At 62.9% G+C, this 24,164-nt stretch carries 24 protein-coding genes; 7 read left to right on the forward strand and 17 right to left on the reverse strand.

The features are described 5' to 3' along the window. Positions 1-112: 112 nt before the first annotated feature. From LJE98_RS13640 to LJE98_RS13650, 3 genes are all read right to left on the reverse strand, one after another. A complete protein-coding gene (locus tag LJE98_RS13640; RefSeq protein WP_229575777.1) occupies positions 113-958 on the reverse strand; it encodes an MOSC domain-containing protein in 846 nt (281 codons plus the stop codon). A gap of 13 nt (positions 959-971) precedes the next feature. Then, on the reverse strand, positions 972-1,625 hold the full coding sequence (locus tag LJE98_RS13645) for an HD domain-containing protein (protein ID WP_229575778.1): 654 nt from the start codon (positions 1,623-1,625) through the stop codon (positions 972-974). A 66-nt stretch (positions 1,626-1,691) separates the two neighbouring features. Next, positions 1,692-4,466 carry a DUF2339 domain-containing protein gene (locus tag LJE98_RS13650; protein ID WP_229575779.1) on the reverse strand — a complete coding sequence of 925 codons (2,775 nt, stop codon included), beginning with the start codon at positions 4,464-4,466 and terminating at the stop codon, positions 1,692-1,694. 231 nt (positions 4,467-4,697) lie between these two features. Between LJE98_RS13650 and nadA the strand changes: the two genes are divergently transcribed. The 4 genes from nadA (at position 4,698) to LJE98_RS13670 (ending at position 8,840) form a co-directional block, all read left to right on the forward strand. Further along, a complete protein-coding gene (nadA, locus tag LJE98_RS13655; protein ID WP_229575780.1) occupies positions 4,698-5,768 on the forward strand; it encodes a quinolinate synthase NadA in 1,071 nt (356 codons plus the stop codon). Positions 5,769-5,793: 25 nt separating this feature from the next. Further along, positions 5,794-7,386, forward strand: coding sequence for an L-aspartate oxidase (locus LJE98_RS13660; RefSeq protein WP_229575781.1), 1,593 nt, complete (start codon positions 5,794-5,796; stop codon positions 7,384-7,386). Between the two features lie 13 nt (positions 7,387-7,399). Next, complete coding sequence (gene nadC, locus LJE98_RS13665) at positions 7,400-8,305, forward strand: carboxylating nicotinate-nucleotide diphosphorylase (protein WP_229575782.1); 906 nt, start codon at positions 7,400-7,402, stop codon at positions 8,303-8,305. 292 nt (positions 8,306-8,597) lie between these two features. After that, entirely contained in the window at positions 8,598-8,840 is a 243-nt protein-coding gene (locus LJE98_RS13670) for a hypothetical protein (protein WP_229575783.1), read from the forward strand. A gap of 58 nt (positions 8,841-8,898) precedes the next feature. Here LJE98_RS13670 and LJE98_RS13675 read toward each other — a convergent pair whose 3' ends face one another. The 9 genes from LJE98_RS13675 to LJE98_RS13715 form a co-directional block, all read right to left on the reverse strand. Then, on the reverse strand, positions 8,899-9,789 hold the full coding sequence (locus tag LJE98_RS13675) for a mechanosensitive ion channel family protein (protein WP_229575784.1): 891 nt from the start codon (positions 9,787-9,789) through the stop codon (positions 8,899-8,901). A gap of 61 nt (positions 9,790-9,850) precedes the next feature. Next, the gene (locus LJE98_RS13680; protein ID WP_229575785.1) at positions 9,851-10,813 is read right to left on the reverse strand and encodes an NUDIX hydrolase; all 963 of its coding nucleotides are present in this window, start codon (positions 10,811-10,813) and stop codon (positions 9,851-9,853) included. Beyond that, a complete protein-coding gene (locus LJE98_RS13685) occupies positions 10,810-11,346 on the reverse strand; it encodes a tyrosine phosphatase family protein (protein ID WP_229575786.1) in 537 nt (178 codons plus the stop codon). The genes LJE98_RS13680 and LJE98_RS13685 overlap by 4 nt, the downstream gene beginning before the upstream one ends. Next, positions 11,343-11,972, reverse strand: a complete 630-nt coding sequence (locus LJE98_RS13690) for an HD family hydrolase (protein WP_229575787.1) — start codon at positions 11,970-11,972, stop codon at positions 11,343-11,345. Before LJE98_RS13690 ends, LJE98_RS13685 begins: the two co-directional genes overlap by 4 nt. A 1-nt stretch (position 11,973) precedes the next feature. After that, positions 11,974-12,807 (reverse strand): YgfZ/GcvT domain-containing protein, encoded by an 834-nt coding sequence (locus tag LJE98_RS13695; RefSeq protein ID WP_229575788.1) that lies wholly within the window; start codon positions 12,805-12,807, stop codon positions 11,974-11,976. 95 nt (positions 12,808-12,902) lie between these two features. Then, on the reverse strand, positions 12,903-13,643 hold the full coding sequence (locus LJE98_RS13700) for a hypothetical protein (protein WP_229575789.1): 741 nt from the start codon (positions 13,641-13,643) through the stop codon (positions 12,903-12,905). A gap of 19 nt (positions 13,644-13,662) precedes the next feature. Next, positions 13,663-13,920, reverse strand: a complete 258-nt coding sequence (locus tag LJE98_RS13705) for a hypothetical protein (RefSeq protein ID WP_168801212.1) — start codon at positions 13,918-13,920, stop codon at positions 13,663-13,665. A 94-nt stretch (positions 13,921-14,014) separates the two neighbouring features. Then, positions 14,015-14,392 (reverse strand): TIGR02301 family protein, encoded by a 378-nt coding sequence (locus LJE98_RS13710; RefSeq protein ID WP_267499063.1) that lies wholly within the window; start codon positions 14,390-14,392, stop codon positions 14,015-14,017. 47 nt (positions 14,393-14,439) lie between these two features. Next, the gene (locus tag LJE98_RS13715) at positions 14,440-14,865 is read right to left on the reverse strand and encodes an NUDIX hydrolase (RefSeq protein ID WP_229575791.1); all 426 of its coding nucleotides are present in this window, start codon (positions 14,863-14,865) and stop codon (positions 14,440-14,442) included. A 134-nt stretch (positions 14,866-14,999) separates the two neighbouring features. Between LJE98_RS13715 and LJE98_RS13720 the strand changes: the two genes are divergently transcribed. Beyond that, complete coding sequence (locus tag LJE98_RS13720; protein ID WP_229575792.1) at positions 15,000-15,764, forward strand: SOS response-associated peptidase; 765 nt, start codon at positions 15,000-15,002, stop codon at positions 15,762-15,764. A 73-nt stretch (positions 15,765-15,837) separates the two neighbouring features. On the opposite strand, the gene LJE98_RS13725 is transcribed toward LJE98_RS13720, so the two are convergent. The 3 genes from LJE98_RS13725 to LJE98_RS13735 form a co-directional block, all read right to left on the reverse strand. Further along, the gene (locus LJE98_RS13725) at positions 15,838-15,975 is read right to left on the reverse strand and encodes a hypothetical protein (RefSeq protein ID WP_229575793.1); all 138 of its coding nucleotides are present in this window, start codon (positions 15,973-15,975) and stop codon (positions 15,838-15,840) included. A 194-nt stretch (positions 15,976-16,169) separates the two neighbouring features. Continuing rightward, a complete protein-coding gene (locus LJE98_RS13730; protein ID WP_229575794.1) occupies positions 16,170-17,030 on the reverse strand; it encodes a CDP-alcohol phosphatidyltransferase family protein in 861 nt (286 codons plus the stop codon). 12 nt (positions 17,031-17,042) lie between these two features. After that, positions 17,043-17,795, reverse strand: a complete 753-nt coding sequence (locus LJE98_RS13735; protein WP_267499053.1) for a phosphatidylserine decarboxylase — start codon at positions 17,793-17,795, stop codon at positions 17,043-17,045. A 190-nt stretch (positions 17,796-17,985) separates the two neighbouring features. Here LJE98_RS13735 and LJE98_RS13740 point away from each other — a divergent pair, with 190 nt between their 5' ends. Then, positions 17,986-19,269, forward strand: a complete 1,284-nt coding sequence (locus tag LJE98_RS13740) for a GGDEF domain-containing protein (RefSeq protein ID WP_229575796.1) — start codon at positions 17,986-17,988, stop codon at positions 19,267-19,269. Between the two features lie 17 nt (positions 19,270-19,286). Here LJE98_RS13740 and LJE98_RS13745 read toward each other — a convergent pair whose 3' ends face one another. Beyond that, positions 19,287-21,176: an ABCB family ABC transporter ATP-binding protein/permease gene (locus LJE98_RS13745; protein WP_229575797.1), complete on the reverse strand. Its 1,890-nt coding sequence runs from the start codon at positions 21,174-21,176 to the stop codon at positions 19,287-19,289. Between the two features lie 114 nt (positions 21,177-21,290). Beyond that, positions 21,291-23,357 carry an Ig-like domain-containing protein gene (locus LJE98_RS13750; protein WP_229575798.1) on the reverse strand — a complete coding sequence of 689 codons (2,067 nt, stop codon included), beginning with the start codon at positions 23,355-23,357 and terminating at the stop codon, positions 21,291-21,293. 158 nt (positions 23,358-23,515) lie between these two features. On the opposite strand from LJE98_RS13750, the gene LJE98_RS13755 reads away from it, so the two are divergent. Further along, positions 23,516-24,136, forward strand: coding sequence for a TIGR00730 family Rossman fold protein (locus LJE98_RS13755; protein ID WP_229575799.1), 621 nt, complete (start codon positions 23,516-23,518; stop codon positions 24,134-24,136). Positions 24,137-24,164: the final 28 nt, after the last annotated feature.

A 24,164-nucleotide genomic window follows, 5' to 3' on the forward strand; every position in this document is an offset into this window, starting at 1 on the left:
CACAATAGCGCAGTCGATCCATGAGCAGAAACGCCATTTGATGAACTGGCCATCAAGCGATTTGATGAATGTCAGGGGAAGGACCGGGCGGCCGGGATCCAATCCGACAATCTCACCGCTGCTTGATCGCCCACGCCTCCCGGCTCCCGAGCACCGTCACCGCATCCCCGACCCGCACCAGACCCTCGCCCTGCGGCACGGCGTTCCAGCCAAACAGCGGTCCCGGCACGCGCCGGTCGGCTGACATTCTCAAGCGCCCCATGGCCGGCATCGGGTTGGCGCCCGCGCGGGATCCGGTCCGCTGGTCCTGCGTTGTCATGATGCAGCGCGGGCAGGGTTTGACGAAATCGAAGCGGATGCCGCCGATCTCGAGACCCGTCCAGGCATCCTCCGCCCAGGGCTCGTCGCAGTCGACGACAATATTGGGCCGGAACCGGTCCATGCCGACGTCGCCTTCGCCATGTCGTGCCATGTCCTCGTTCAGTGCCCGGAGCGAACCTGATGTCGTAACGAGGATCTGGTAGCCGTCGGCAAAGCCCATGGGCGAATTCTCGCCGGCCCATTCCGCGCTCGCCTGACGGCGGCTTTGGCCATCGAGAAAGACGAGTTTGACGGGCCGTGCAAACCAATCCGAGAGCTTGTCGTTGATGCTGTCATGCGCGACGGCGGCACTGACGATCGAGCGCCAGATCGCCACATCCATGCGGTTGTCCGGCTGCGGCGGCGCGACCATCATCTCACGCCCGTCTTCAAGGCGAAGCGTCAGATAGGCCGCTGCCGGCAGGGCGGTGAGGCGCGCAAGCTCAGGCAGTTCTCGCTGGGTGATGAACTGGCCCGAGGGATCGACCAGCATCATGCGGCGGTCGCCGGCAAGCCCCATGGCATCGATGCGCGCCTGTGGCAGGGCAATGCCGCGGGTGCTCTTGAACGGATAGATGAAGAGATTGGTGATCTGCATGGTGCCGTGCCCTTCAGATTTCGTCGCGGAACATGGAGAGGAAAAGAGTGAGCCGCTCATGCCGCTCTTTTGCGAGCTTTGCGCCCGTTTCGGTCTGGAAGCCGTCGGAAAGCTTGAGCAGCTTGGCCGGAAAGTGGTCGATGGCATAGGATCGGTCGTCGAGCGGTCGATGCTCGGCGCCGGGATCGGCGGGATGGTAGAGCCCCGAGCCCATGCGGCCGGCGATGTAGAAGCAGCGCGCCACGCCGACCATGCCGATCGCGTCCAGCCGGTCGGCATCCTGCAGCATCCTCGCTTCCAGGGTTTCCGGCGGGATGTTGGCGGAAAAGCTATGCGTCAGGATCGCATGCGCGACCGCCGCGATCTTCGCCTCAGACCAGCCGAGCCCGGCAAGGATGCCGCTCGCTTTCTCTGCCGCAAGCCGCGACGCCTGCGACCGGAGCGGCGAGCTCTTCTCGACGGCGACGCAATCATGCAGCAGGACGGCAGCCGCAAGGACCTCGGCATCGCCGCCTTCACCCACCTGGATCTTCAGCGCATTCTTGAAGACGCGGTGGATATGGGCGAGGTCATGCGAACCGTCGTCGCCTTCTGTCGCATGGGAAAGCAGATCGGCGGCGAGCGCCACGTGGGGGGCAAAATCAGCGGCGGTGAGAAGGGCGGTCAAGTGTCAGTCCCCGTTTCGAATGGTCGCATCTAGCCTTGCGACCACTCTCTGTTCAACCGCCCTTGATCAGATCACCGTCGGCGCCTCCTTGTCGTCCGTCGTGGGCCTCTCTGCCGACTTGCCTCTCAGGATCTTCTGGTAGAAGAGCCCGATGCCGATCAGGACAAAGCCGAGGCCGATGAAGGAGAGCGCGCGCAGTACGCCTTCGAGATTCGCCATGTCGATCAGGAAGACCTTGGCCACGGTCAGCATCACGATGACCGCAGACGCGATGCGCAGGCTTCTTGCATCGAAGCGCGAGCCGAGCGCGAGCAGCCCGACACCGATCGCAAGCCAGGCGACCGAATAGCTATAGGTCTCAGCCTGCTCGAAGCCCTTCCAGTAGGCAATGAACTCGCCCTGCCAGAAGCGCCGCACCGAAAGCGTCACCCAGGCAAAGCCGAGCACCGCACCGGACAAGGCCAGCAGGATGACATAGGGCAGTGGCCGCTTGTCTCGCGCATAGAAGGCGAGACCTGCATAGGCGAGGCCGGGCAGGAGATAGCCGATCAGCAGCAGATTGATCAGCGGCCAGCTGCCGGTGCTCTCGCCGGTGAAATAGGGATTGAGCGCACCGAGATGCAGGCTCACCGTCTGGGCGATGGCGACCCCGCCTGCAACCATCGAGCCGTAACGGAAGACGGGGCTCGGCGATTTGAGATCAAGCGTCATCAGGATGCCCGAGAGCCCGACGACCAGCAGCGTGTAGATCGACTGCTCACCAAGCGTCGGAACACTGGAATCAAGCACACCGCCATTCATGGCATGGCGAACGAGGATGGCGATGGCGAGAAGGCCGAGAAGGCTGGCGAGCCCCTGCAGCGCATGGCGGGCGCGTTGAGCCGGCCAGTTCCGGATTTCGTAGGCCGAGAGCAGCGCAAGCAGGGCCGGGATCCCGTAACCGGGCAGCAGCGGGTTGAGGATCGGGGTGCGCGATAGGGCATCCGGCCCGACCAGCGTCGGATCCCAGGCGACGCGGACCAGAACTCCGCCGAGTGAGATGACCATGACCCAGGCAAGCCCGCTCCATGGGCGCCGGCGCGTCGCCATCAGATAGGCGAAGCCGAGCAGCGCGAGCAGGATCGTGGTGACGATCCCGTCGGTCAGCGCATGCAGGGCAAGCGCGAAGGCTGCGAAACTGCCGAAGAGAAGCAGGTCGATGCCACGGCGGAAGCCGGGCAGCGCGCCCTGACGGTATAGAAACTCGCAGGCGCCGAGCAGCACGGCGCCGAGGCCGATGGCAAAGAGGCCATGCGTCCAGTCCCGGGCATAGACGCCGTAGAACACGAAGGTGATCGACGCGAGCAGCACCGGCAGGAAAGCCGTGATCGCAGCCCAGACCGTCGAGAACAACGGGTCAGCGGCATGGCGGCGGCGCATCTGCGCAAGTCCGAGAAGCACGAAGACGGCGGCGAGACCGAGGAAGATGAACATCACCGGACCACCGAGCTTCACCGCGACAGTGTCGTCCGTGCCGAAACCGAGCAGCAGGATCTGTGCCTGAGTGATCAGGCCGGACGTCATGACAGCACCGAGAAGAGCGCCGACGGCCGCGATGGCTGTGGGCCAGAAGGCGCCGAACCGTGCACTGCCGGCGGCAGACAACGCCGCGATCAGCGCCGCAAAGCCGAAGAGCGGCAGCGAGACCGTCAGCCCGCGCTCAAGCATGACGAGTGCCGGCAGGAGAACGGCGAGCGACAGGGTGATGTCGAGGCCGAGCGAACCGGTGGCCATCCGGCCCCCGATTGCTTCGAGCGACAGCCTTTCCTCCGGGCCTGCCGGATCATCCGCCGTCGCCCCGGGCCAGATGAGCACCCAGGCGGCAGTCATCGCGAGCAGGGAGAGGGTGATTGGGGTGATGTCGTCCAGTTCGATGAGCGCGATGAGGGCCCAGATGCTTAGCAAGGCCTGCGCAATCGATGGCACGATCAGCCAGCCTTTCATGCGTGACGCGAGCGTCGTCGCCACCTGGGCGACGGTCAGAAATAAGAACAGCGTCCAGAGGCTGGGCGCTGTCGTCGAGATCAGGAGCGGGGTGACCATCGAGCCCGCCAGCCCCAGGCCCGCCAGCGCTTGCCCATGCAGCAGTGAGAGGCCGAGCACGCCAAAGGCGGTGAGCGCCAGAAGCAGGAATGCGAGCGTCGGGCCAATGAATTCGTAGATGCCGTGGGCCGCATAGATCGAGCCGAACAGCGAGACTGCGCCCGCTGCCGTCAGAATGCCCGGCACCATGGCATTGGCGTAAAGCACCTCCGCCTTTGGCAGCGCATTGCGGCGGATGAGGTCACCGAGCGCGATCAGGGCAAGGCCGAAGAGGGCAGCGAGCGTCAGGCGAACGCCCGGGCCGAGCAAGCCGCTCTCGATCGAATAGCGCACGAGAAAAACACCGCCGAACGCCAGCGCGAGACCGCCGGCCCAGACCGCCCAGCGCGCGCCGAGCAGGTTCTCGATACTTTCTGCCGGTGCTTTGGCGTGGGTTTCCTGACGCGCCGCAGCGGGAAGCAGATCTGCGTCGGTGTCCGGAATGGAGGCGGACTCGCTTTGTCGGGGTGCTCCATCGGCGACTGGCTCATCGCGAACAGTTGCCGCTTCCGTATCGAGCGGCAGAACCACCACCTGGTCGGGATCGGTCTGCGCATTTTCGACAGCGGGGCTCGCGAGCTCGCCAGCCGATCCGCCCAGCCGAAAAAGCTTCTCCCTGATGTCGCCGAGTTCCTTCTCGAGCCTATCGATCCGTTTGGTCGAGCCTCTGAGGAGGATGAAGAGAACGCCAATCAGGATCAGCGGCAGCAGTTCGAACATTGAGCCTCGCAGCACTTTGCGGAAGGAGCGGACAAACTAGCGGTTTTCTTGGCAAGGGAAAGCGTTCTGCGTCACGGCGTGGCCGGAGCGGAGGCGCTCGCTCGGCACGGTGTGCCAGAACCTCACTTGCAATCCCGCCCGAAAATTTCTACATCCGCAATACCGGTGATCACCGGTTTTCTTTGGAATTTGTTATGCTCGAAGTGAGCATAACCGAGGGAGGAAATGGCCATGGGATCGCAGCAGATGCCACAAACCCGTCCCGTATCCCGTTCGGCAGCCGAGCGTTTTGGCGTCTGGGAACGCCCGGATCTGACCTATACGCCGGCCGTGGCGAAGGAGACCGAGCACCTCTATGAGCGTGTCCGCGATTTCATCCCTGCGATCGAATGGCCGGTCTTCGCGCCTTATATCCATGCGATCAACCGCCTGAAAAAGGAACGCGGCGCGGTCATCCTCGCGCACAATTACCAGACGCCGGAGATCTTCCACTGTGTCGCCGACATCAAGGGCGATTCACTGCAGCTTGCCCGCGATGCGGTCAGCGTCGATGCCGAGATCATCGTCCAGTGCGGCGTGCATTTCATGGCCGAGACCTCGAAACTGCTCAATCCGCAGAAGACGGTCCTGATCCCCGATGGGCGCGCGGGCTGCTCGCTGTCGGAATCGATTACCGGCGCAGATGTGCGGCTGCTGCGCGAGCGCTATCCCGGCGTTCCCGTCGTCACCTATGTGAACACGTCTGCCGACGTGAAGGCGGAGACGGATATGTGCTGCACCTCGGCCAATGCCGTCGACGTCGTCAACAGCTTCGACAGCGATACCGTGCTCTGCATTCCCGATGAATATCTCGCGATGAACGTCGCCAACCAGACACACAAGAAGATCCTCACCTGGAAGGGCCATTGCGAAGTGCACGAGCGCTTCACCGCCGATGAGCTCCTCGAATACAAGAAGGCCGACCCGCGCATCGAGATCGTCGCTCACCCGGAATGCCATCCGAGCGTGCTGGCCGTTTCCGACTTTGCCGGCTCGACCAAGGGCATGATCGACTACGTGAAGACGAACCGGCCGGCCCGGGTGCTGCTCGTCACAGAATGCTCCATGGCCTCCAATATCCAGGTCGAACTGCCGGAGGTCGATTTCGTCAAACCCTGCAACCTCTGTCCGCATATGAAGCGCATCACCCTGCCGAAGATCCTCGACAGCCTGCTTTTCATGACGGAGGAAGTGACGGTCGATCCGGCAATCGCCGGTCGGGCTAGGCTTGCCGTCGAGCGGATGATCAATCTGAAGAATTGAATACCAGCCGGCCGGGGAGGGCTGAATGGCGACCAACATCGAATCCATGCGGCCGCAATCCTGGCAGGGCATCGACGACATCGTGGTCGTCGGCGGCGGGTTGGCCGGCCTCTTCTGCGCGCTGAAACTGGCACCACGCCCCGTCACGATCCTCGCCGCTGCCCCGATCGGGCAGGGGGCGTCGTCGGCCTGGGCGCAAGGCGGCATCGCCGCTGCCATGAGCCCCGGCGACAGCTTCGACAAGCATCTGGCGGACACGGTCGTTGCCGGTGCCGGACTGGTCGAGGAAAAGATGGCACGGCTGATGATTTCCGAAGGGCCTGATCGCGTGCATGATCTGCTCGCCTATGGGGTGCCGTTCGACCGCGATCTCGAAGGCCATCTGCTTTTGTCGCGCGAAGCCGCCCATTCCGAGCGGCGCATCGTCCGTGTCGCAGGTGACCGCGCGGGCGGAGCCATCATGGAGGCGCTGATATCAGCCGTGCGCCGCACGCCTTCGATTCGGGTGATGGAAGGTTATGTCGTCGAGGAACTGATCGCCGAAGGCCGCTTCGTGTCCGGCGTCGTCGCCCGGCCTGACGCCGGCCAGTCGAAGAGACGCGTGGCCTTTCCCGCCCGCGCCGTTGTGCTCTGCTCCGGCGGCGTCGGCCATCTTTACCAGGTGACCACCAATCCGGCCGAGGCCCGCGGCACCGGTGTCGGCATGGCCGCCAAGGCGGGCGCCGTGATCGCCGATCCGGAATTCGTCCAGTTTCACCCAACGGCCATCGACATCGGCCAGGATCCGGCCCCGCTTGCGACCGAAGCGCTTCGCGGCGACGGGGCTGTTCTCGTCAACCGCGCCGGCCGTCGTTTCATGGCCGACCTGCATGCCGATGCCGAACTTGCACCCCGTGACATCGTCGCGCGGGGTGTCTTTGCCGAAGTGGCGGCCGGTCGCGGTGCCTTCCTTGATTGCACCAAGGCGATCGGCAAGGATTTCGCCAAGCGTTTTCCGACCGTTCATGCCTCCTGCATCGCGGCGGGCATTGATCCCGTGACGCAAGCCATCCCGGTCGTGCCGGCCGTGCACTACCACATGGGCGGCGTGCTCGTGGATGCCGATGGCCGGACCTCGCTCGACGGGCTCTGGGCCGCAGGCGAAGTCACCTCCAGCGGCGTGCACGGTGCCAACCGGCTCGCCTCCAACTCGCTTCTCGAAGCCGTGGTCTTTGCCGGGCGGATCGCGGATTCAATCAAGGGCATGATGCCAGAATCCGCCCTTTACGAATGGGGGCGGACGGCCGGCGAAAACGACGATCTCGTCACCGTGGAGGATAGTCCCGAACTGTCGGCGCTGCGCGGCCTTATGAGCGCGCATGCCGGCGTGATCCGCGACGAGGCTGGCCTCAAGCTTCTGATCCAGGAACTGGTCGGGCTCGAGCGCAAGCGCCCGCGTGTGCGCTTCTCCAACATCACGGCAACCGCCAAGCTGATCGCTGTCGGCGCCTATCTTCGCACTGAAAGTCGCGGTGCCCATATGCGCGCCGATCATCCGCAGCCGCAAGAGGCGCTGCGCCACCGTACCTATCTGACGCTCAAGGATGCAACCCGCATCGCCGCCGAACTGGCCGGCTGAGGAGAATACGCTGATGACCAGAAGCCTTCGCCCGCAATTGTCGCCGCTGATGATCGAGGATCTCGTCCGCAACGCCTTGCTGGAGGATCTTGGCCGCGCCGGCGACATCACCACCTATGCCACGATCGGTCCGGAAAAGACGGCGACCGCCGAGCTGAACAGCCGTGAACACGGTATCGTGGCGGGACTACCACTCGCCGAGGCCGCCTTCCGCCTGATCGATCCATCCGTCCGATTCGAGGCGCTGGTTGCCGATGGTGACGCGGTTGCTCCAGGCGAAGCGATCGCCCGCGTCTCTGGCAATGCCCGTTCGCTGCTGTCGGCAGAACGCGTTGCCCTGAACTTTCTGATGCATCTCTCGGGTGTTGCCAGCTACACGGCGCGTTTCGCCGCCGAGATCGCCCATGCGACTGCGCGCGTCACCTGCACCCGCAAGACCCTGCCGGGGCTGCGGGCGGTCGAGAAATATGCCGTGCGTCTGGGCGGTGGCTCCAACCACCGGTTCGGTCTGGACGACGCGATCCTCATCAAGGACAACCACATCGCGGTATCCGGCGGTGTGGCCTCCGCGATAGAGGCGGCCCGCGCTTATGCGGGCCATCTCGTGAAGATCGAAGTGGAGGTCGATGGCCTCGACCAGATGCGTGAGGCGCTGACGGCACGCCCAGATGTGATCCTGCTCGACAATATGGGCCCTGACCTGCTGCGCAGCGCGGTTGCAATCAACCGGGAACATCATGGTCTGGCCGTCGAAACCTATCCTTCGGATGTCCGTCGCGTGGTGCTGGAAGCCTCGGGCAATGTCAACATCGAGACCATCCGGGCCATCGCCGAAACCGGCGTGGACTACATCTCGACGTCGAAGATAACCATGGCGGCCCCGACCCTGGACGTCGGTCTCGACATAGTGATTGCATAAGTCGACCAAAATTTGCACCGAGTTTTGCATCGCAGCAAATACAAGCTCCTGCAACGTTCCCGAAAACAGAGTTAAGTCAATAGCTTGGTCTTTTATGAGCGGAAGCTTCGCTACTTTTCACCCGTGATTCCTGGTTTTTGACCATGAAAATCGAATCTCATACCCCGGTAACCAAGGTTTCGGACGGGTAAATCGGATGCGGAATCTGGGCATTGATAGGTAAAGCGTGGGGGTTTGCATGCCGACGATGACTTTGTCGCCTGATAGCGCTAACGATGAAATGACTTCGATCGTGAATGCTTCCAAAATGGGGGCCTGTGCTGTGGTCGACCTTGCCGAATGCGAGGTGGGTCTTTCCCGTCAGCCTGGGATACCGTCGAGCATGCTTGACCGTCCCTATGCGACACCGAATGCGGAAACCGGCTCTACGATGACGCAAGACGAAACGGTCTGCGTCCTTGAAGTTCTCGCTGAGATGCAGCGCATCATAGACAGGCATCTGGAAAAGACCGAACAGGCGCAGCCGAAGCGCTGAGCCTGTCGTCTTGATCCTCGACCAGATCCTGAGCCAAGGCTGTGGCGGCAGACCTGGTTCAGGTTTCCTTCGCCCGGGCGTCGACGAAGCGTTCGGGCAGGGCGACCACTTGCGGCGTGCCGTGATAAGTCACCTGCGGGAACGGGATGGAAATCCCGTTCTCGTCGAAGGACTTCTTCACATTCTTGATCATCTCGCGTGACGTCGGCCAGTAATCCGGGGCCGCAGTCCAGTACCACAGAGTGATCACAACCGCGCTGTCCCCCAGCTGATCGACATGGGTGGAGATTGCCGGTGTCTCGAGAACACGCGAATCGGCCTCGGCATGATCGCGCATGATCTTTTCGGCCAGGTCGATATCGTCCTCATAGCCGATTCCGACCTTCAGTTCGAAACGGCGTGTCGGCAGCCGGCTGAAATTGGTGATCGGCACATTCCAGAGCGTCGAGTTCGGCGCCAGCCGGTAGAGGCCGTCTGGTGTCTTGAGCTCGGTAGCGAAGAGGCCAATCTCGACGATGATGCCCGAAATGGAGCCTGTATCGATATACTCCCCGACCCGGAACGGGCGAAGGACGAGCAGCATGATGCCGGCAGCGATGTTCTGTAGGGTTCCCTGCAGTGCGAGGCCGATCGCGAGGCCCGCAGCACCAAGGGCCGCGATGATCGAGGCAGTCTGCACGCCGAACTGGCCGAGCACGGTGACGAAGACGAGAATGAGCGCGCCGTAGCGCACGACGGTGGCGAAGAAGCGCGCAAGCGTTTCGTCGAAGCCGCGGATCTTGCTCAGGCCCGCATGGGTCCAACGGCTGAGCAGAGCTGCCAGCCACCAGCCGACGAGAAGAAGAAAGAACGCCCCGACAATGGAGAAGGAATACTGGACGGCGAGCTGACTCGCTTGGGCCAAGGCTGCCTGAGTCGCGAGGATTGCTTCATTCGTCTCGAATTCCATGCCGTCATGCTCCATGTCTGTTGGCCGTCCCAAGGGCTAGATGGGGCAGGACGGCACGAGGTCAACCACTGCTTCGCCCGCCAACCTTGAGGCCGGGTGCCGGGCGTTCTTCGAGAACCTTGCGGCGAAACCGGAAGAGGGCCGCCGGACGCCCGCCTGTCGCTGACAAGGTCGAGCCGGTCGGCTCGACGAGCTCCGCACCTTCGACGAGCCGTCGAAAATTCTGCTTGTGCACATGCCGTCCGGCGATCGCCTCGACCGTCCCTTGCAGATCGGTCAGCGTGAACTCCGGCGGCATCAGCTCGAAGATCACGGGGCGATACTTGATCTTGCTGCGTAGCCGCGCGAGCGCGGTGGCCGCAATACGCCGATGGTCGTGCCGCATCGGTCGCCCGAGAAGCGTTGAGGTTCGCCGGATTTGCGCGCGCCCGTCCAGCACGGCTTCCTCCACCAGCCCGGCTTCATAGAGAAGTTCGTAGCGCTCAAGCACCCGCTCCTCGTCAAAGGGGAAATCGTCGAGACCGAAGGCCAGCTTCAGACGCGAGCGGCGCGAAACGGCGGCGGGCGCCTCTTCGGCCCAGGCCCTGAGCGCCGGGAGCATGGCTCCGTCGAGCAGCGCCGGGCGCCCCTGTCGCCAGTCTTCCCAAGGCAGATAACCGTACCAGTCCCGCCACCGCGCGCCGGAGAGCTCCAGTCGCGCATCGCGGTCGCTGTCAAGCCGGGTCAGAGCGAGATAGCCGACCGAGACGACATGCGGCCCCTGATCGCCGGGCATTTTGTGGCGGCCACGATCGCCGAAAGTGTAGAGCTGCTCGATGTAACCGAGTTCCAGCGCCGTCTGGGCCTCGACCGTGTGGCGGAGCGACATTTCCATCGTCCGGTGCCTGTTCGGATCGAAGGGGCCGAAGGGCAGGGCGTCGAGCGCATCGCCATCCTCGCCGACGACGAGAAGGCGCGGCGTGCGGGAATTGATCGCGACGATCGCGGCATTGAGGCCGATTTCGATCTCCGCCGGTGTCGTCATGGCATGCTCGGCTCGCATAAGGGCAGCGGCAGCGCAAACGGCGTGTTGCCATCGGCATCGGCGCCGCGTCCGAGCGCCTTGACGGCTTTTGCGAGCCGTCCACCGCGCTGAAGCATTTCGTCGCCGATCTCGACAAGCCGCATATTCGGCGTGGCAAAGGGCGAGGCGGCGCGCAGCCGCCGTGCCAATGCGTCGTCGTCGTCGTCGGGTGCGACGGCAAGGCTGGCGATCATCGCGGCTGCCGGCGAGCGTGAAACGCCCATCCAGCAATGCACGACGAGCGGCAAGGCCTGGTCCCAGTCTCTTGCGAATGCGATGATCTCGGCCACATGCGCTTCCTGTGGTGCGATCAGGTCGCCCGTGCCGGCAAAACTGATATCGTTCATCGCGAGTTTCAGGTGCCGCTCCGCCTGGATGACCGCCGGCCGGTGGAAATCCTGATTTGCGGCGAGCAGGCTGATCATCTCGCGCGCCTTGTGACGGACGGCCATTTCCGCAATGCGGGCGAGCGGCGAGACAACGATCAGGCTCATGCGCGTGCCCAGGTCGAGGATTGTCTGGCAGCCTCGATTTCCTCGAAGCGCTCCAGGAATTTTGCCTGTGCCTGATAGGCGGGTAGCGGTTCGATCAGGATCGTGTCGCGGGTGAAGCCCTTGGGCTGCCCGAAGAATTTGCGGGCTTCCACCTCCGCAAATCCGGCAAGCACCGTCGCCTCGAAATAGGCGGCGATCATGTCGGCCCTCTTGATCAGATCCTTGAGGGCCGCCTTCGGATGTGCCGGCAGGCCGAAGCGCAGATGCACGGCCGCTTCCAGCCGCTTCTCCACCACCTTGTAGCCTCCGCCCACCACGGCCTTGAACGGGGAGATCATGTCCCCGATCACATATTCCGGGGCATCGTGCAGAAGCGCGACCATCAGGTCGTCCGAGGTGGCCTTCGGGTTGCAGCGGCGAAATATATCCTCGACGATCAGGCTGTGCTGGGCGACCGAGAAGGCGTGGTCGCCGGAGGTCTGGCCGTTCCAGCGCGCCACACGGGCAAGGCCGTGCGCGATGTCGGTGATCTCCACGTCGAGCGGCGAGGGATCGAGCAGGTCGAGCCGCCGGCCGGAAAGCATGCGCTGCCAGGCACGGGCGGACAGGGGAGCCGGAGCACCCATGTCACGCCTCCTCCGAGGCAGTCGGGAAGCTGAGCCCGCTCCAGCCGGGAAGGGCAAGGGTGACGGGCACCTCTCCCGCAAGGATCGCTTCACCCGCGTTGATGGCTTCGCCGGCCTTGTCGATCCGCACGATCGCCAGCCCGCGTGAACCCGCGACGGTGCCCAGCGCGCCGATCTGCTTGCCGCCGATCGTGATGTCCGTCCCGCTTGCGGGAAGGGCCGTCTCGGCCGAGACAATGACCACGCGGCGACGTGCGGTCGCGCGATGCTGCATGCGCGAGACAACCTCCTGGCCGACATAGCACCCCTTGCGGAACGAGACGCCGCCCGACTTGTCGAACAGGATGTCATGCGGGAATGCGTCCTGCAGCGCGTAGTCGAAGCCCGATTCGGGCACGCCGTGGAGAACGCGCAGCGCGTCATATCCCTCCCGGTCACCGGCGTCGTCGACATGCCCCGGCTGACGGCGCACTTCGGTTCCGGCAAGCGCGAATCGCTGATCGGGCACACCGCCGCCCGCGCCGCCCCAGCTGACGGTCGCACCTGTTTCGACCTGCGTGTCGATCGTCACCGGCGCGCGCAGTTTGTACATCGTCATCCGCCTGACAAAGGCGTCCGTCTGATCGGCCCGGATGTCGATCAGGAAGCTGTCCCCGTCGCGTGAAATCAGGAAGTCGAAGAAGATCTTGCCCTGCGGCGTCAGCAAAGCGCCCGGCCGCAGCTCGTTATCCGCCAGTGCGCCAAGATCGGTGGTGATGAGGTTTTGCAGAAAATGCTCCGCGTCCGGACCGGCAATTTTCACGAAGGCACGATCGGGCAGGAAGGCTGAAGGCATGAGGGTCACCGGGCTGTTGCTCTGCGGACTGAGTTAGGCGCTGCAAGTCTAGACGACAAGCAGTCCGCATCACAGCCCACAGTTTGCGCCGTCGCTCAGTCACCGACGGTGATGAACTTCCATCGACCGTCTGGAGTGATCCCGACGCGAAAGAAGTTGTAATTGCCATATTCCTGCATCTCGGCAACGTCGCCGGCTGTGACGATGCGGAGCAGCTCGACCTTTTCCCGCGGCGTGAGCAGACCAAGCGACTTGCCGGCGAAATAGGGCCAGACATAGGTCTCTTCCGCAGAGCCCTGGTCGAGATGCACGAAGCCGGTCGTGAGGATATCGAGCAGGATCGCGAGGATTTCCATACCCTCGCTGTCGCCCGAAACCGCCTTGAGAGCGTCGACCGGATCCTGATCGGGATCTTGCAGCGGTACGCTCGTCTGGTCCGGTCCCGGATTCATCAACGGCTTCAGCTTCGAGATGTCACCGGTCTTCGCCGCCTCGATGATCAGTTCACGCATCCGCCGCACAGGCTCCGGCGCCTTCTCGATGTCGTAGATGACCTCGACCGGCGGTGTCTCCGGCTCGACGCTTTCGACCTCTTCCGGATCCGACCGCTTGATCAGCGGATCCGGATCCGGGATGACGGGAAGACTATCCTCGATCACATCCTGTTCGTGACCGGGCAGGGGGGCAACTGTGTCCGATGGCGTGTCGCCGGATGGCGGAGTGATGTCCCTGATATCGGAGAGCGCAACGGCTGGCAGCGCCAGCGCGGTGGAGGCGAGCATGAGCGTCAACGCGCCCGTCAAGCGAAAGAGCCTGACCCGCGACGAGATCATCATTCTGTCCCTCGATTGCTGATTATTGAAGCTGGCGTTCTGGCGAGAACTCACCGGCGAGCAGCCGGGCCTTGAGAGCATCGAGAATGGCTTCCGCGCCGTGTTCGCCATGGATGCGGATCGTTTCGCGCATGGCGAGCGCAAAGGCTGCGTCCGCAATGATTTCCGGCTCTATTCCGTCAGCCATGCCGTCCGCCCAGGCTTCGTTCTGGTATTCCAACGCAGCCTGCATCTTTTCGTGCACGATCATGTCGTCGATTTCGTTGCGGCGCGGTTCCATGGGCATTCCTCGAAGCACTTACTCAGTCCTTAACGACCCTATCAGCCTTTTGCCAAAACGACACGGGGGCAGACCAAAAGAGGTGAATTATTCGTTAATTTCCGAAGCGTGCGGTAATTTCTGTGGCAAGTGTTGCCCCTTCGTTACGGTAATTCTGCTCTGCACGAACAGCCGCCGCCGTGCAAGAGGTGTAGACGGAGGCGAAGGATCGGTAACCGCGATTATAGGCCGCCGTCAGCCGCGCGCGCCGTGTCGGCTCCGCCTTCGTCTCGGCATCGAGCAGGGATTGCAGCGACTGTCGCCATTCCGGTTCGCCATCGTCCTTGCAGAGATTGCGCAGGTAATGCACCGCACCGATGATTTCCGAAAGCCGTGCCAGGCGGTCGTCATAAGGAGTCGACTTCGCCGCTTCGGCCGGCGGCGGAACGGTGATCACGCTGCCTTCCTGGGCGATCGATTGCCCGGCGAACATGGCGAGCAGGAGAAGAGCTGCGGCCCGAAGGTTGGATCTCGTCTGGGTCACGCCGTGCTCCCTGCGCGAAGGCTCGGCGCCAGCCGGACGATGCAGTCGCGTACGCTCTCCGGAATGGGAAGATCGAGGATCTCCTGCGGCAGAAACCACTCGGCCTCCAGCGCATCGCTCTGGGCCTGCGCATGTTGTTGGTCGTCCGCATCCACCCGGAAAACAGAGAGCATGAAATGGCTGCCGGAGACCCCGGTCTCGGGCTGGAGCTCCACGATCTCGAACAGGCGTGGATTGCGACCGATAAGCCCCGTTTCCTCGAAGAGTTCGCGCAGGGCGGTCTCAGCCGGTGTCTCGCCGGGTTCGGCCCGACCTCCGGGAAAGGCATAGAGGTCGGCGGCAGGCGGATTGCCGCGCCGCACGAGGAGAAAGCGCCCGGCCCGTTCAACGATGGCGGAAGAGGCGAGGCGGGGCATGCTCATTAAACAAGAACTCCGGTCGAAAGCGAGACTGCGCCGCGCGAAGCAGTGCAGTGTGATTATCGCGGGCTTTGGGCCCCCCTGCAAGCACGGCGTCGCGCCTTGACCCAGGTCGATGCGACTGCCATCTAATCCACATGTGCGGACGTTTTGCCCTGACAGCGAGCCCTGAAGAAGTGCGCGAGATCCTCGGTGTGATCGAGCTCGACGGCTTTCCGCCGCGCTACAACATTGCGCCGACGCAACCGATCCTCGTTGCCGTCGCGTCGCCACCGGCCGATCCGGGGTCAAACCGGCCGGATCGCATGGCGCTTCTGGTGCGCTGGGGCCTGATCCCGTCCTGGGTCAAGGACCCCAAGGAGTTCACACTTCTGATCAATGCCCGCTCTGAAACGGCAATTGAGAAGGCTTCCTTCCGGGCCGCCATGCGTCATCGTCGCATCCTGGTGCCAGCCTCGGGCTTCTACGAATGGCATCGCCCCTCCAAGGAGAGTGGCGACAAGCCGCAGGCCTACTGGATCCGCCCCAAGACCGGTGGCATCGTCTGCTTTGGCGGCCTGATGGAGACCTATATGTCGAAGGACGGATCCGAACTCGATACCGGCTGCATCCTGACCGTTGGTGCGAATCGGTCCATATCGCAAATTCACGACCGCATGCCAGTCGTGATCGCGCCGCAGGATTTCACGCGCTGGCTCGACTGCCGACATGGCGAGCCCCGTGATGTCGTCGATCTGATGCGTCCGACCGATGAGGATTACTTCGAGGCGATCCCGGTTTCGGATCTCGTCAACAAGGTCGCCAATGCCGGACCGGAGCTTCAGGTTCCGGTAGAGCCCGCCCCCAAAAAGCAGAGGCCCGCCTCGGACAGGTCCGGCGACGGGCAGATGAGCCTGTTCTAGCGAAATTCCAGCGAAACTCAGAACCGGTTTTGCGTCCGGAATTCTATGGGAACAAAGAGAGAGGGCAAGGCCCTCAGGCGAGCTTCGGTGTCGGCTTGCGCTTCAGCATCAGGGCTGCTGCCAGAACGGCCTTGAGGCCGAGCGGGCGGTAATTCAAGGCGAGATTCTCGGGTGCCGGCTTCTGTTGCGCGGCTTCGGTCTGCGTCGTCATCGTCATGTTCCTTGGAGTGTTTCCTGACCGGTATTCTTTTGTTCGCGGCTCTCTCTGCGGAGAACATGACAAAAGCGTGACCGGAGCAGCGAAACAAATCAATTTTGAAGAAAAAGAGTAGAAATGGAGAGCCCCGCACGACCTTTGCGGTCTGGCGGGGCTGGAAACTCTTCAAACTCAGGGAGAAACGCGTCTCAGACTCCCCGGTCGATCTCCGAAAGTCCATTTTCAGCTGATTCTTCATCGATCGTCAGCGTGCCGTAACGGCGATGCCAGTTCCGAGCCCCGAAAGGCAGTGAGCAGAGATAGAGAAGCACGCTCACGACCAGAACTTCCCAGGTGAAGCTCATCAGAAGTGCGACATAAAGCACGACGCAGAGGATCATCGGCAGCACGAAATCCCGGCGGATATGGCTCGTCTCCGACTTTCCCGACCAGACCGGCAGGCGGCTGACGAGGAGATAGGCGATCACGATCGTATAGGCGGTGCTGGCATAGGCGAAAGCGCCGACGGGAGCCACGCCGAGGAACCCGAGATAGACCGGAAGCAGAACGAGTGCCGCCCCGGCCGGTGCCGGCACCCCGACGAAGAATTCCGATTGCCAGGCCGCCTTGGTCTCGCGCTCGTCCATGACATTGAAGCGCGCCAGACGAAGGCCGGCGGCGATGGCGTAGATAAGGGCCGCGATCCAGCCGAGGGAACGGGCCTGGTCGAGCACGAAGACATAGAGCACGAGGGCAGGGGCGACGCCGAAATTGATGATGTCGGCGAGCGAATCCATCTGTGCGCCAAACTTCGAGGTCGCCTTCATCATGCGCGCAACCCGCCCGTCGATGCCGTCGAGGAAGGCAGCGGCCAGAACCATTGCTACCGCCAGCTCGTAGCGGTTCTCGAAGGCGAGGCGCACGCCGGTCAATCCCGCGCAGATGGCGAGCACGGTGATCAGGTTCGGAATGATGAGCCGAAGCGGGATTTCACGAAGCCGCGGCCCGCGCGCACCGGCATCGGTTGCGGCTGCGGGTCGTGTCTCGGTCGTCGAGTTCGGGGCTTCCATCGACATTCTTCCTTAGCTGCGGCGGCTGATGGTCGGCCCCTTGGTCGAACCGAATTCGGCAATGACAGTCTCGCCGGCAATCGCGGTCTGGCCGAGCGAGACGCGCGGCTCGAAGCCGGCCGGCAGGAAGACGTCGAGACGCGAGCCGAAACGGATGAGGCCAAAACGCTCGCCTGCATCCAGCGGTTCGTTCGGATTGGTCCAGCAAATGATCCGGCGAGCCACGAGACCGGCGATCTGCACGACGCCGATCTGGCCGTTCTTGCTGTCGATGACGAGGCCGTTGCGCTCATTGTCGACACTCGCCTTGTCGAGTTCGGCGTTGAGGAACTGACCTTCCTTGTAGGCAATCGCCGTCACGCGGCCGCGAACAGGCGCGCGGTTCACATGGCAGTTGAAGACGTTCATGAAGACCGTGATGCGCAGCATCGGTTCATGGCCGAGATTGAGCTCCTCCGGCGGGATCGACATCTGCACCGAGGACACACGGCCGTCGGCCGGGCTGATGACAAGATCGTCGTCCTGCGGCGTGACGCGCTCGGGATCACGGAAGAAGTAGGCGCACCACAGCGTGAGCACGAGGCCGACCCAGAACAGCGGATCCCAGATCCAGCCGAGCACGAGCGAAGCGACAAAGAAGGCAGCAACGAAGGGATAGCCTTCCTTGTGCACGGGAACGATCGTTTTACGGATGGTTTCGAACAGGTCCATGGGGTCCTCGGTCTTTGAAATGTTTTGCCCGTGACTACTCTGAAAGCCGGACATGGGCAATGCTGACAGCCAAATCAAGCGGGTCTTAGGAACATGTGACAATCTGCACGTGGCCCAAAAAAAGATTGTCGTGTTCTTATCCCGTCGAGATTTTGTAAATAACTGCACCCTAAAAAAGAGGGATTAGATTTAACAGTGAGCCAGGACTGGTGCCCTGGAAGGCCGATCGGGAAGAGGACTGAGATTGCAGCTCGCCAGAACACCCATATCGTATACGGATACGGCTTCACTTGTCACGATTGGCTGGTATTCCGCTGGCGATTTGCCGCCACCTTCCTCGATCGCAGCACTTGCTCCCGTCTCCGTGCGGACGCTGGATGATCTCGCCGCGCTGTCGATCTGCTTTCTCGATGCGGCAAACAGCAATGCCCTGGACACCCTGCAGCGTCTGCGGAACACCTACCATGATGGTGTCTATGTCGTCGCCATCACAGGAGCCGCAGCGCCGGATTTTCAGGCCGAACTCTTCGAGGCAGGCGCCGATGATTTGCTCCTCGAGGACGGTGCCCATCACGTGTTGCGCTGTCTTCTTCGCGCAAAACGCCATCTAAGCCTGGTTGAGGCTCAAGAGCGAGCGCGAGAAGCGCTTCAGGAACGGCTGGACACCTGGCAGGACGGCCTCGATCATCTGCCCACGCCGATCTACCTCAAGGACGTCGGCGGCCGCTATCTGGGCTGCAACATGGCCTTTAGCCAATTTATCGGCACCAGTCGCGACGAGGTGATCGGGCACACGCTTGCCGAATTCCTGCCGCAGGACGTCGCAGAGGCCCACCGCCAATCCGATCTCGAAGTGATGCGCAGGGGTGGGGTCATCCGGGTCGAAACGGATATCCGCGTTCCCGAGACCGGCAATCGGCACATCATGCTGCACAAGGCCTGCGTCGCCTCCGGTGATGGCGTTGTGCGCGGCATTGCAGGCCTGGTGCTCGACATTACCGAACGCAAGGAACTGGAAGCGATGCTGATCGCTGCGGCAGAGCGCGACCCGCTCACCAATGCCTATAACCGGCGCAAGTTCTTCCAGGTCGCCACGTCGGCGGCGGAGCTGGTGTCCGGGGGCGGCGGTCGCTTTGCCGTCGCCGTCATTGATGTCGACCAGTTCAAGTCGATCAATGACGAATTGGGTCACGGTGAGGGGGATCAGACCCTCTGCTTGATCGTCGACAGGCTGCGCGCCCAGGAGGCGGAGGGCGTGTTGATCGCTCGGGCGGGTGGCGAGGAGTTTTTTGCCTTCTTCTCAGGCGAATGCGGCCTGCGTGCCGCAGAGATCCTTGAACGCATGCGAAGCGATATTGCCCGCCATTGCACGGTCTCCACCGCAGCGGGGGCCGCCGGAACGATCAGCATCGGTCTCGCGGACTTCGATCCGCGTGAAGAAACCATCGATCACGCGCTTCGGCGCGCAGACCTTGCCCTCTACCGCGCGAAACGCGACGGCCGAAACAGGCTCTGCAAGGCGGATTGAAGTCCGCCTCGGTCTGATCAGGTCGCGGGCGGACGCCGCACGACCACGCCCAGTTCGTCGCTTTCGCGCACCTGCCGCAACATTTCTTCCGCCTGGGTTGCTTCCCGCTGGCGATTCCACATCGAGGCGTAGAGTCCGTTCTGTTCCAGCAGTTCGGCATGGCTGCCGCGCTCGGCGATTTCGCCCCCCTTCAGGACGATGATCTCGTCGGCTCCCACAACCGTCGAAAGGCGATGGGCGATGACCAGTGTCGTGCGGTTCTTCGACACGATGTCGAGCGCCGACTGGATCTCGTGCTCTGTCGTGGTGTCGAGCGCCGATGTCGCCTCGTCGAGGATCAGGATCGGCGGGGCCTTGAGGACCGTGCGCGCAATGGCGACACGCTGCTTTTCGCCGCCGGAGAGTTTCAGTCCGCGTTCGCCGACCTTGGTCTCGAAGCCCTCGGGCAAATCCTTGATGAAGTGCGAGATTTGCGCGATTTCGGCCGCCTGGACAATGTCTTCCTCTGCAGCGCCAGGGCGGCCGTACCGGATGTTGTAGGCGATCGTGTCGTTGAACAGCACGGTATCCTGCGGAACCATGCCGATGGCTGCGCGAAGCGACTTCTGCGTAACGTCACGCACATCCTGCCCGTCAATGGTGATCGAGCCCTTCTGGACGTCATAGAAGCGGTAGAGCAACCGGGAAATGGTGGACTTTCCCGCACCGGAAGGCCCAACCACGGCAACTGTCTTGCCGGCCGGCACTTCGAAAGACACGCCCTTGAGGATCGGACGATCAGGGTCGTAATGGAAGTGCACGTCCTTGAAGGCGATGGCTCCCTGAGCAATGGCGAGCGGCTTGGCTCCGGGACAGTCGACAACCTCGGCCTCGACCTCCAGAAGCTCGAACATCTGCTCGATATCGGTCAGGCCCTGGCGAATTTCGCGATAGACGAAGCCGATGAAGTTGAGCGGGATCGAGAGCTGCATCAGCATGGCGTTGACGAAGACGAAATCGCCGATCGTCTGTTCGCCCCGCTGCACGGCGAGTGCCGACATCACCATGATGATCGCGGTACCCACGCCGAAGATCAGGCCCTGGCCGAAGTTGAGCCAGCCGAGCGAGGTCCAGACCTGGGTCGCCGACTTCTCGTATTTTGCCATGGAGGCATCGAAGCGCCTGGCCTCCATCTCCTCATTGCCGAAATACTTCACGGTTTCGAAGTTCAGGAGCGAATCGATCGCCTTGGTATTGGCATCCGTATCGCTCTCATTCATCGCGCGGCGGATACCGATGCGCCAGTCGGAGGCCCGGATGGTGAACCAGATATACGCCCAGACGGTAAACGCGGTGACGCCGAGATAGGAGAAGCCGTAGGTCCACCAGAAGATCGCGGCCGTCAGGATGAACTCGATCAGCGTCGGGATCGAGTTGAGGATCGTGAAGCGCACGATCGTCTCGATGCCCTTGGTGCCGCGCTCGATGATGCGGGACAGACCGCCCGTCTTGCGCTCCAGATGGAAGCGCAATGACAGTTGGTGCATGTGCACGAAGGTCTTGTAGGCAAGCTGGCGCACGGCATGCTGGCCGACGCTGGCAAACAGCGCATCACGCAGTTGGTTGAGACCGACCTGTGCGATGCGGGTGAAGTTGTAGAAGATGACGAGCGCAACAGCGCCGAGCAGGAAGGTCGGCAGGATCCCGGCCATGTCCAGGCGGCCGTCAAGCGCATCCGTGGCCCATTTGAAGAAGTAGGGAACGAGGATCAGGACGAATTTCGAAATAATCAGGAAGACGGTGGCCCAGACCACCCGCATCTTCAGATCGAGCCGGTCGGCCGGCCACATATAGGGCCAGAGGTTGACGAGGGTCTGCATGGGGTTGCCGTCGTCGGCCGATACCGTTTTCTTCTTCGCTTCCGCCATCCCCGACCCTCTCGATTGCCTGCAGATTAAAAAGCGGCGATCCCTTTGGGGGATCGCCGCCGACACTCACTTAGGTTTCCGCTTCCGCGAATACAATAACAGAACTGTGAAAGCTCAGTTCACCGGCTCGCCGAGCAGTCGCTTGCGATGGATCTCCTCGGCATTCGGAAGGGCTTCACGCGGTACGGTGAAGATCTGGCCGGGTTCGATGCGATCCGGATTGTTGATCGTGCTTTCATTGGCAAGATAGATGGTGGTGTAACGGACACCCTGACCATAGACGCGCCGCGAAATCTGCCAGAGCGTATCGCCCCGACGGATAATCACGCTGTTGTCGCTCTGGGCGAGCGGAGCCTGCTGGATCGTCTTCGGCTCGGCAGAAGAAGCGGTGGCAGGGGGTGAGGCCTCCGGGGCAGTGTTGACCGATTCTGTTGTGCCAAACAGAGCGGGTTCCGCCAGAAGGTCGCGGATGAGCGCGACGAGTTTTGGCAGGGCGGCGCCAAGGGCGTCCACATTGCCTTTCGGCAGGCCTTGAAGGAGATCCAGCGCCTCCTGCGCCTTGACCGCCTGGGCGCCGACCGCCGCCGTGAATTCGGGCGCAGCGCCCGCCTCGGCGCGGAAGCCGGCGATGGACTGCAGGCCGATTTCGGTGGCCGAACGGGCAGCGGCCGCCTGTTCGAGCGCCGGCTTCTGGCCGTTCGAGAAGAGGTTTTCCAGAATGGTCATTGCCTTGGTAAGCGAGATGCGGAGGCGCTCGAACTCGACCTGCTGCGGGCCGGCAGCGGCAGCGGCTGCCGGGTTGGCGGTCTGCGCGACGACGGAAACCTGATCGCCGGCGGGACGCTCGAAGGGAACCGAGGCGCGCACGACGACCTTGCCGGTGGCATCGAGCAGTTCGACCTCGATGATATGGTTGCCGACTTCCAGCTTCATCTGCCCTTCGATGACGAAATTGCCACTGGCATCGCTCGCCACGTCCCCGATCAGCGCCTTGTCGGCAAAGCCGCGAACAGTGGCCCCCGCCGGTGCCTTGCCGGCGACGAAGATGCGGTCTCCCTCGATTTCAACGGCAGTGACCTGAACCTCGGTTGCACCGGGCAGGGCAGGCGCGGGGTCGATCGACGGCTGGCTTGCCGGTGCGGCCGCAGTTTCGCTGCTGCCGGGCATGACGGGCGCAGAGCCTGCGAGTTCGCTCGCTGCAGCCGGAAGTTCGGGCAGGGACACGCCACCGGCGGCTGCGGTTGGGCGCGCGACGCGATCCGTGGTCTGGGCTGCAGCCGATTGTGTACCGGCGATCTCGGAACCCGGAAGTGTAATCATACGGCTTGCTGCGCCCGGCTTGGAGACCATGGCAAGCAATTCGCCCTTGCCGCCTTCCGGCACAGAGACCGTTGCGACTTCCTCCGAGGTCACGACCGTGCCGTCAGGACCGGTGGCTCGGATCTGCAGCGAATGGTCGCCTGGGGCGAGCGGTTCGTCAAGCACGGCCGCGAAATCGCCGGTCGCATCGACCGTCTGCGAGGAGATAACCCGCTCGCCATCGAGGATTTCGACCTTCGCCCCGGCGGTGGCATTGCCGGCAATGACGGTCGAACCATCCGGCTCGACGCGCAGGACGTCGAAGCGTGGGGTAGCCGGGTCGGCGTCTTCGACAACTGGGGCAGGGGTGACTGGATTGCCGAGCAGGGCCTCCTTGATGGAGGCAACCATGCTGGCGGCCTTGGCCGGATCGGCGGGCAGTTGCTGCAGAAGGGCAAGGGCACGGGCCGCATCGGCCTGAACCGCCTTGATGCCGTCGGTGAGGGTGACATCCAGCCCTTGAGGGATCTCGATCGAAGCCAGCGCCTGGACAGCTCCCTGCGCAAGCGTGCGTGCTGCCGTATATGCTTCGATGCCAGGCGTGCGACCGTCGGCGAAGAGGGCGGAGACGCCGTCGACCGCCTTCACCGCCTCGGCCTTCAGCCGATCCATCTTCTGGCTTGCTGCGCTCGCGACGTCTTCCACGCCAGCTTCGGCCGTGGCAGCAGCCTGCTCGGCAGCAGACGTGACAGCGTCGGCAGCAGCGTTGACGGTCGGCGCGTCGGAGGACGGCGCGTTGATGCGCGGCATGATGACGAACACCATCAGCAGGCTGACAATGGCCAATACGAGCAGCACCACCCAGAGGGCACGGTTCTTCATGTCTCAAGTCTCCCGGCGGAACAGCCGCCATATCCCTTGGAATTGCTAGCCTTAACTGCTTGTTTCGACAAGCGTCGCGACCCGATTCCACCCGGTTGGCCCGCGGTTTTCTGCCAATTTTGTTGACCTTGCGCGGATGAGCCTGTTTTTTGCCCATCATGAGTGAACAGAAAACCCCGATTCGATCCGTCTGCGTCTATTGCGGCTCACAGCCCGGACGCGACCCGTCTTTCATGGACGCTGGCCGCATGTTCGGCCGCGCGCTGGCCGAGAGCAACCTTCGGCTTGTCTATGGTGGCGGCACCAAGGGCATCATGGGCGCGGTCGCAGCCGGTGTCCTGTCTGCCGGGGGGCATGTGACCGGCATCATACCCGAATTCCTGGTCGACATGGAAGCGACGCGCCATTCGCTGGGGCAGCTCAACGAATTGATCATCACAAAGGACATGCACGAGCGCAAGCACGCCATGTTCGAGCGCTCGGATGCCTTCGTCACGCTGCCGGGTGGTATCGGCACGCTCGAGGAGATTGTCGAGATCATGACCTGGGGCCAGCTTGGCCGTCACACCAAGCCGATGGTCTTTGCCAATGTGAACGACTTCTGGAAGCCGATGCTGGAACTCGTCGACCACATGTCGGCCTCGGGCTTCATCCATACGGCCCATCTGGTTCGCCCGCTGGTCATCGACCGGATCGAGGATATCGTGCCGGCGATCGAGGCGCGCTGGGCCGAGACCGGAGCGCCCGAGGGCGACCCGGAGACGATTTCCAGGCTTTGATACCAAGTCTCGAGCCTACGGGTTCCGG

Source organism: Rhizobium sp. 'Codium 1', from assembly GCF_020889605.1.
GTDB classification, from domain to species: Bacteria; Pseudomonadota; Alphaproteobacteria; order Rhizobiales; family Rhizobiaceae; genus Allorhizobium; species Allorhizobium algae.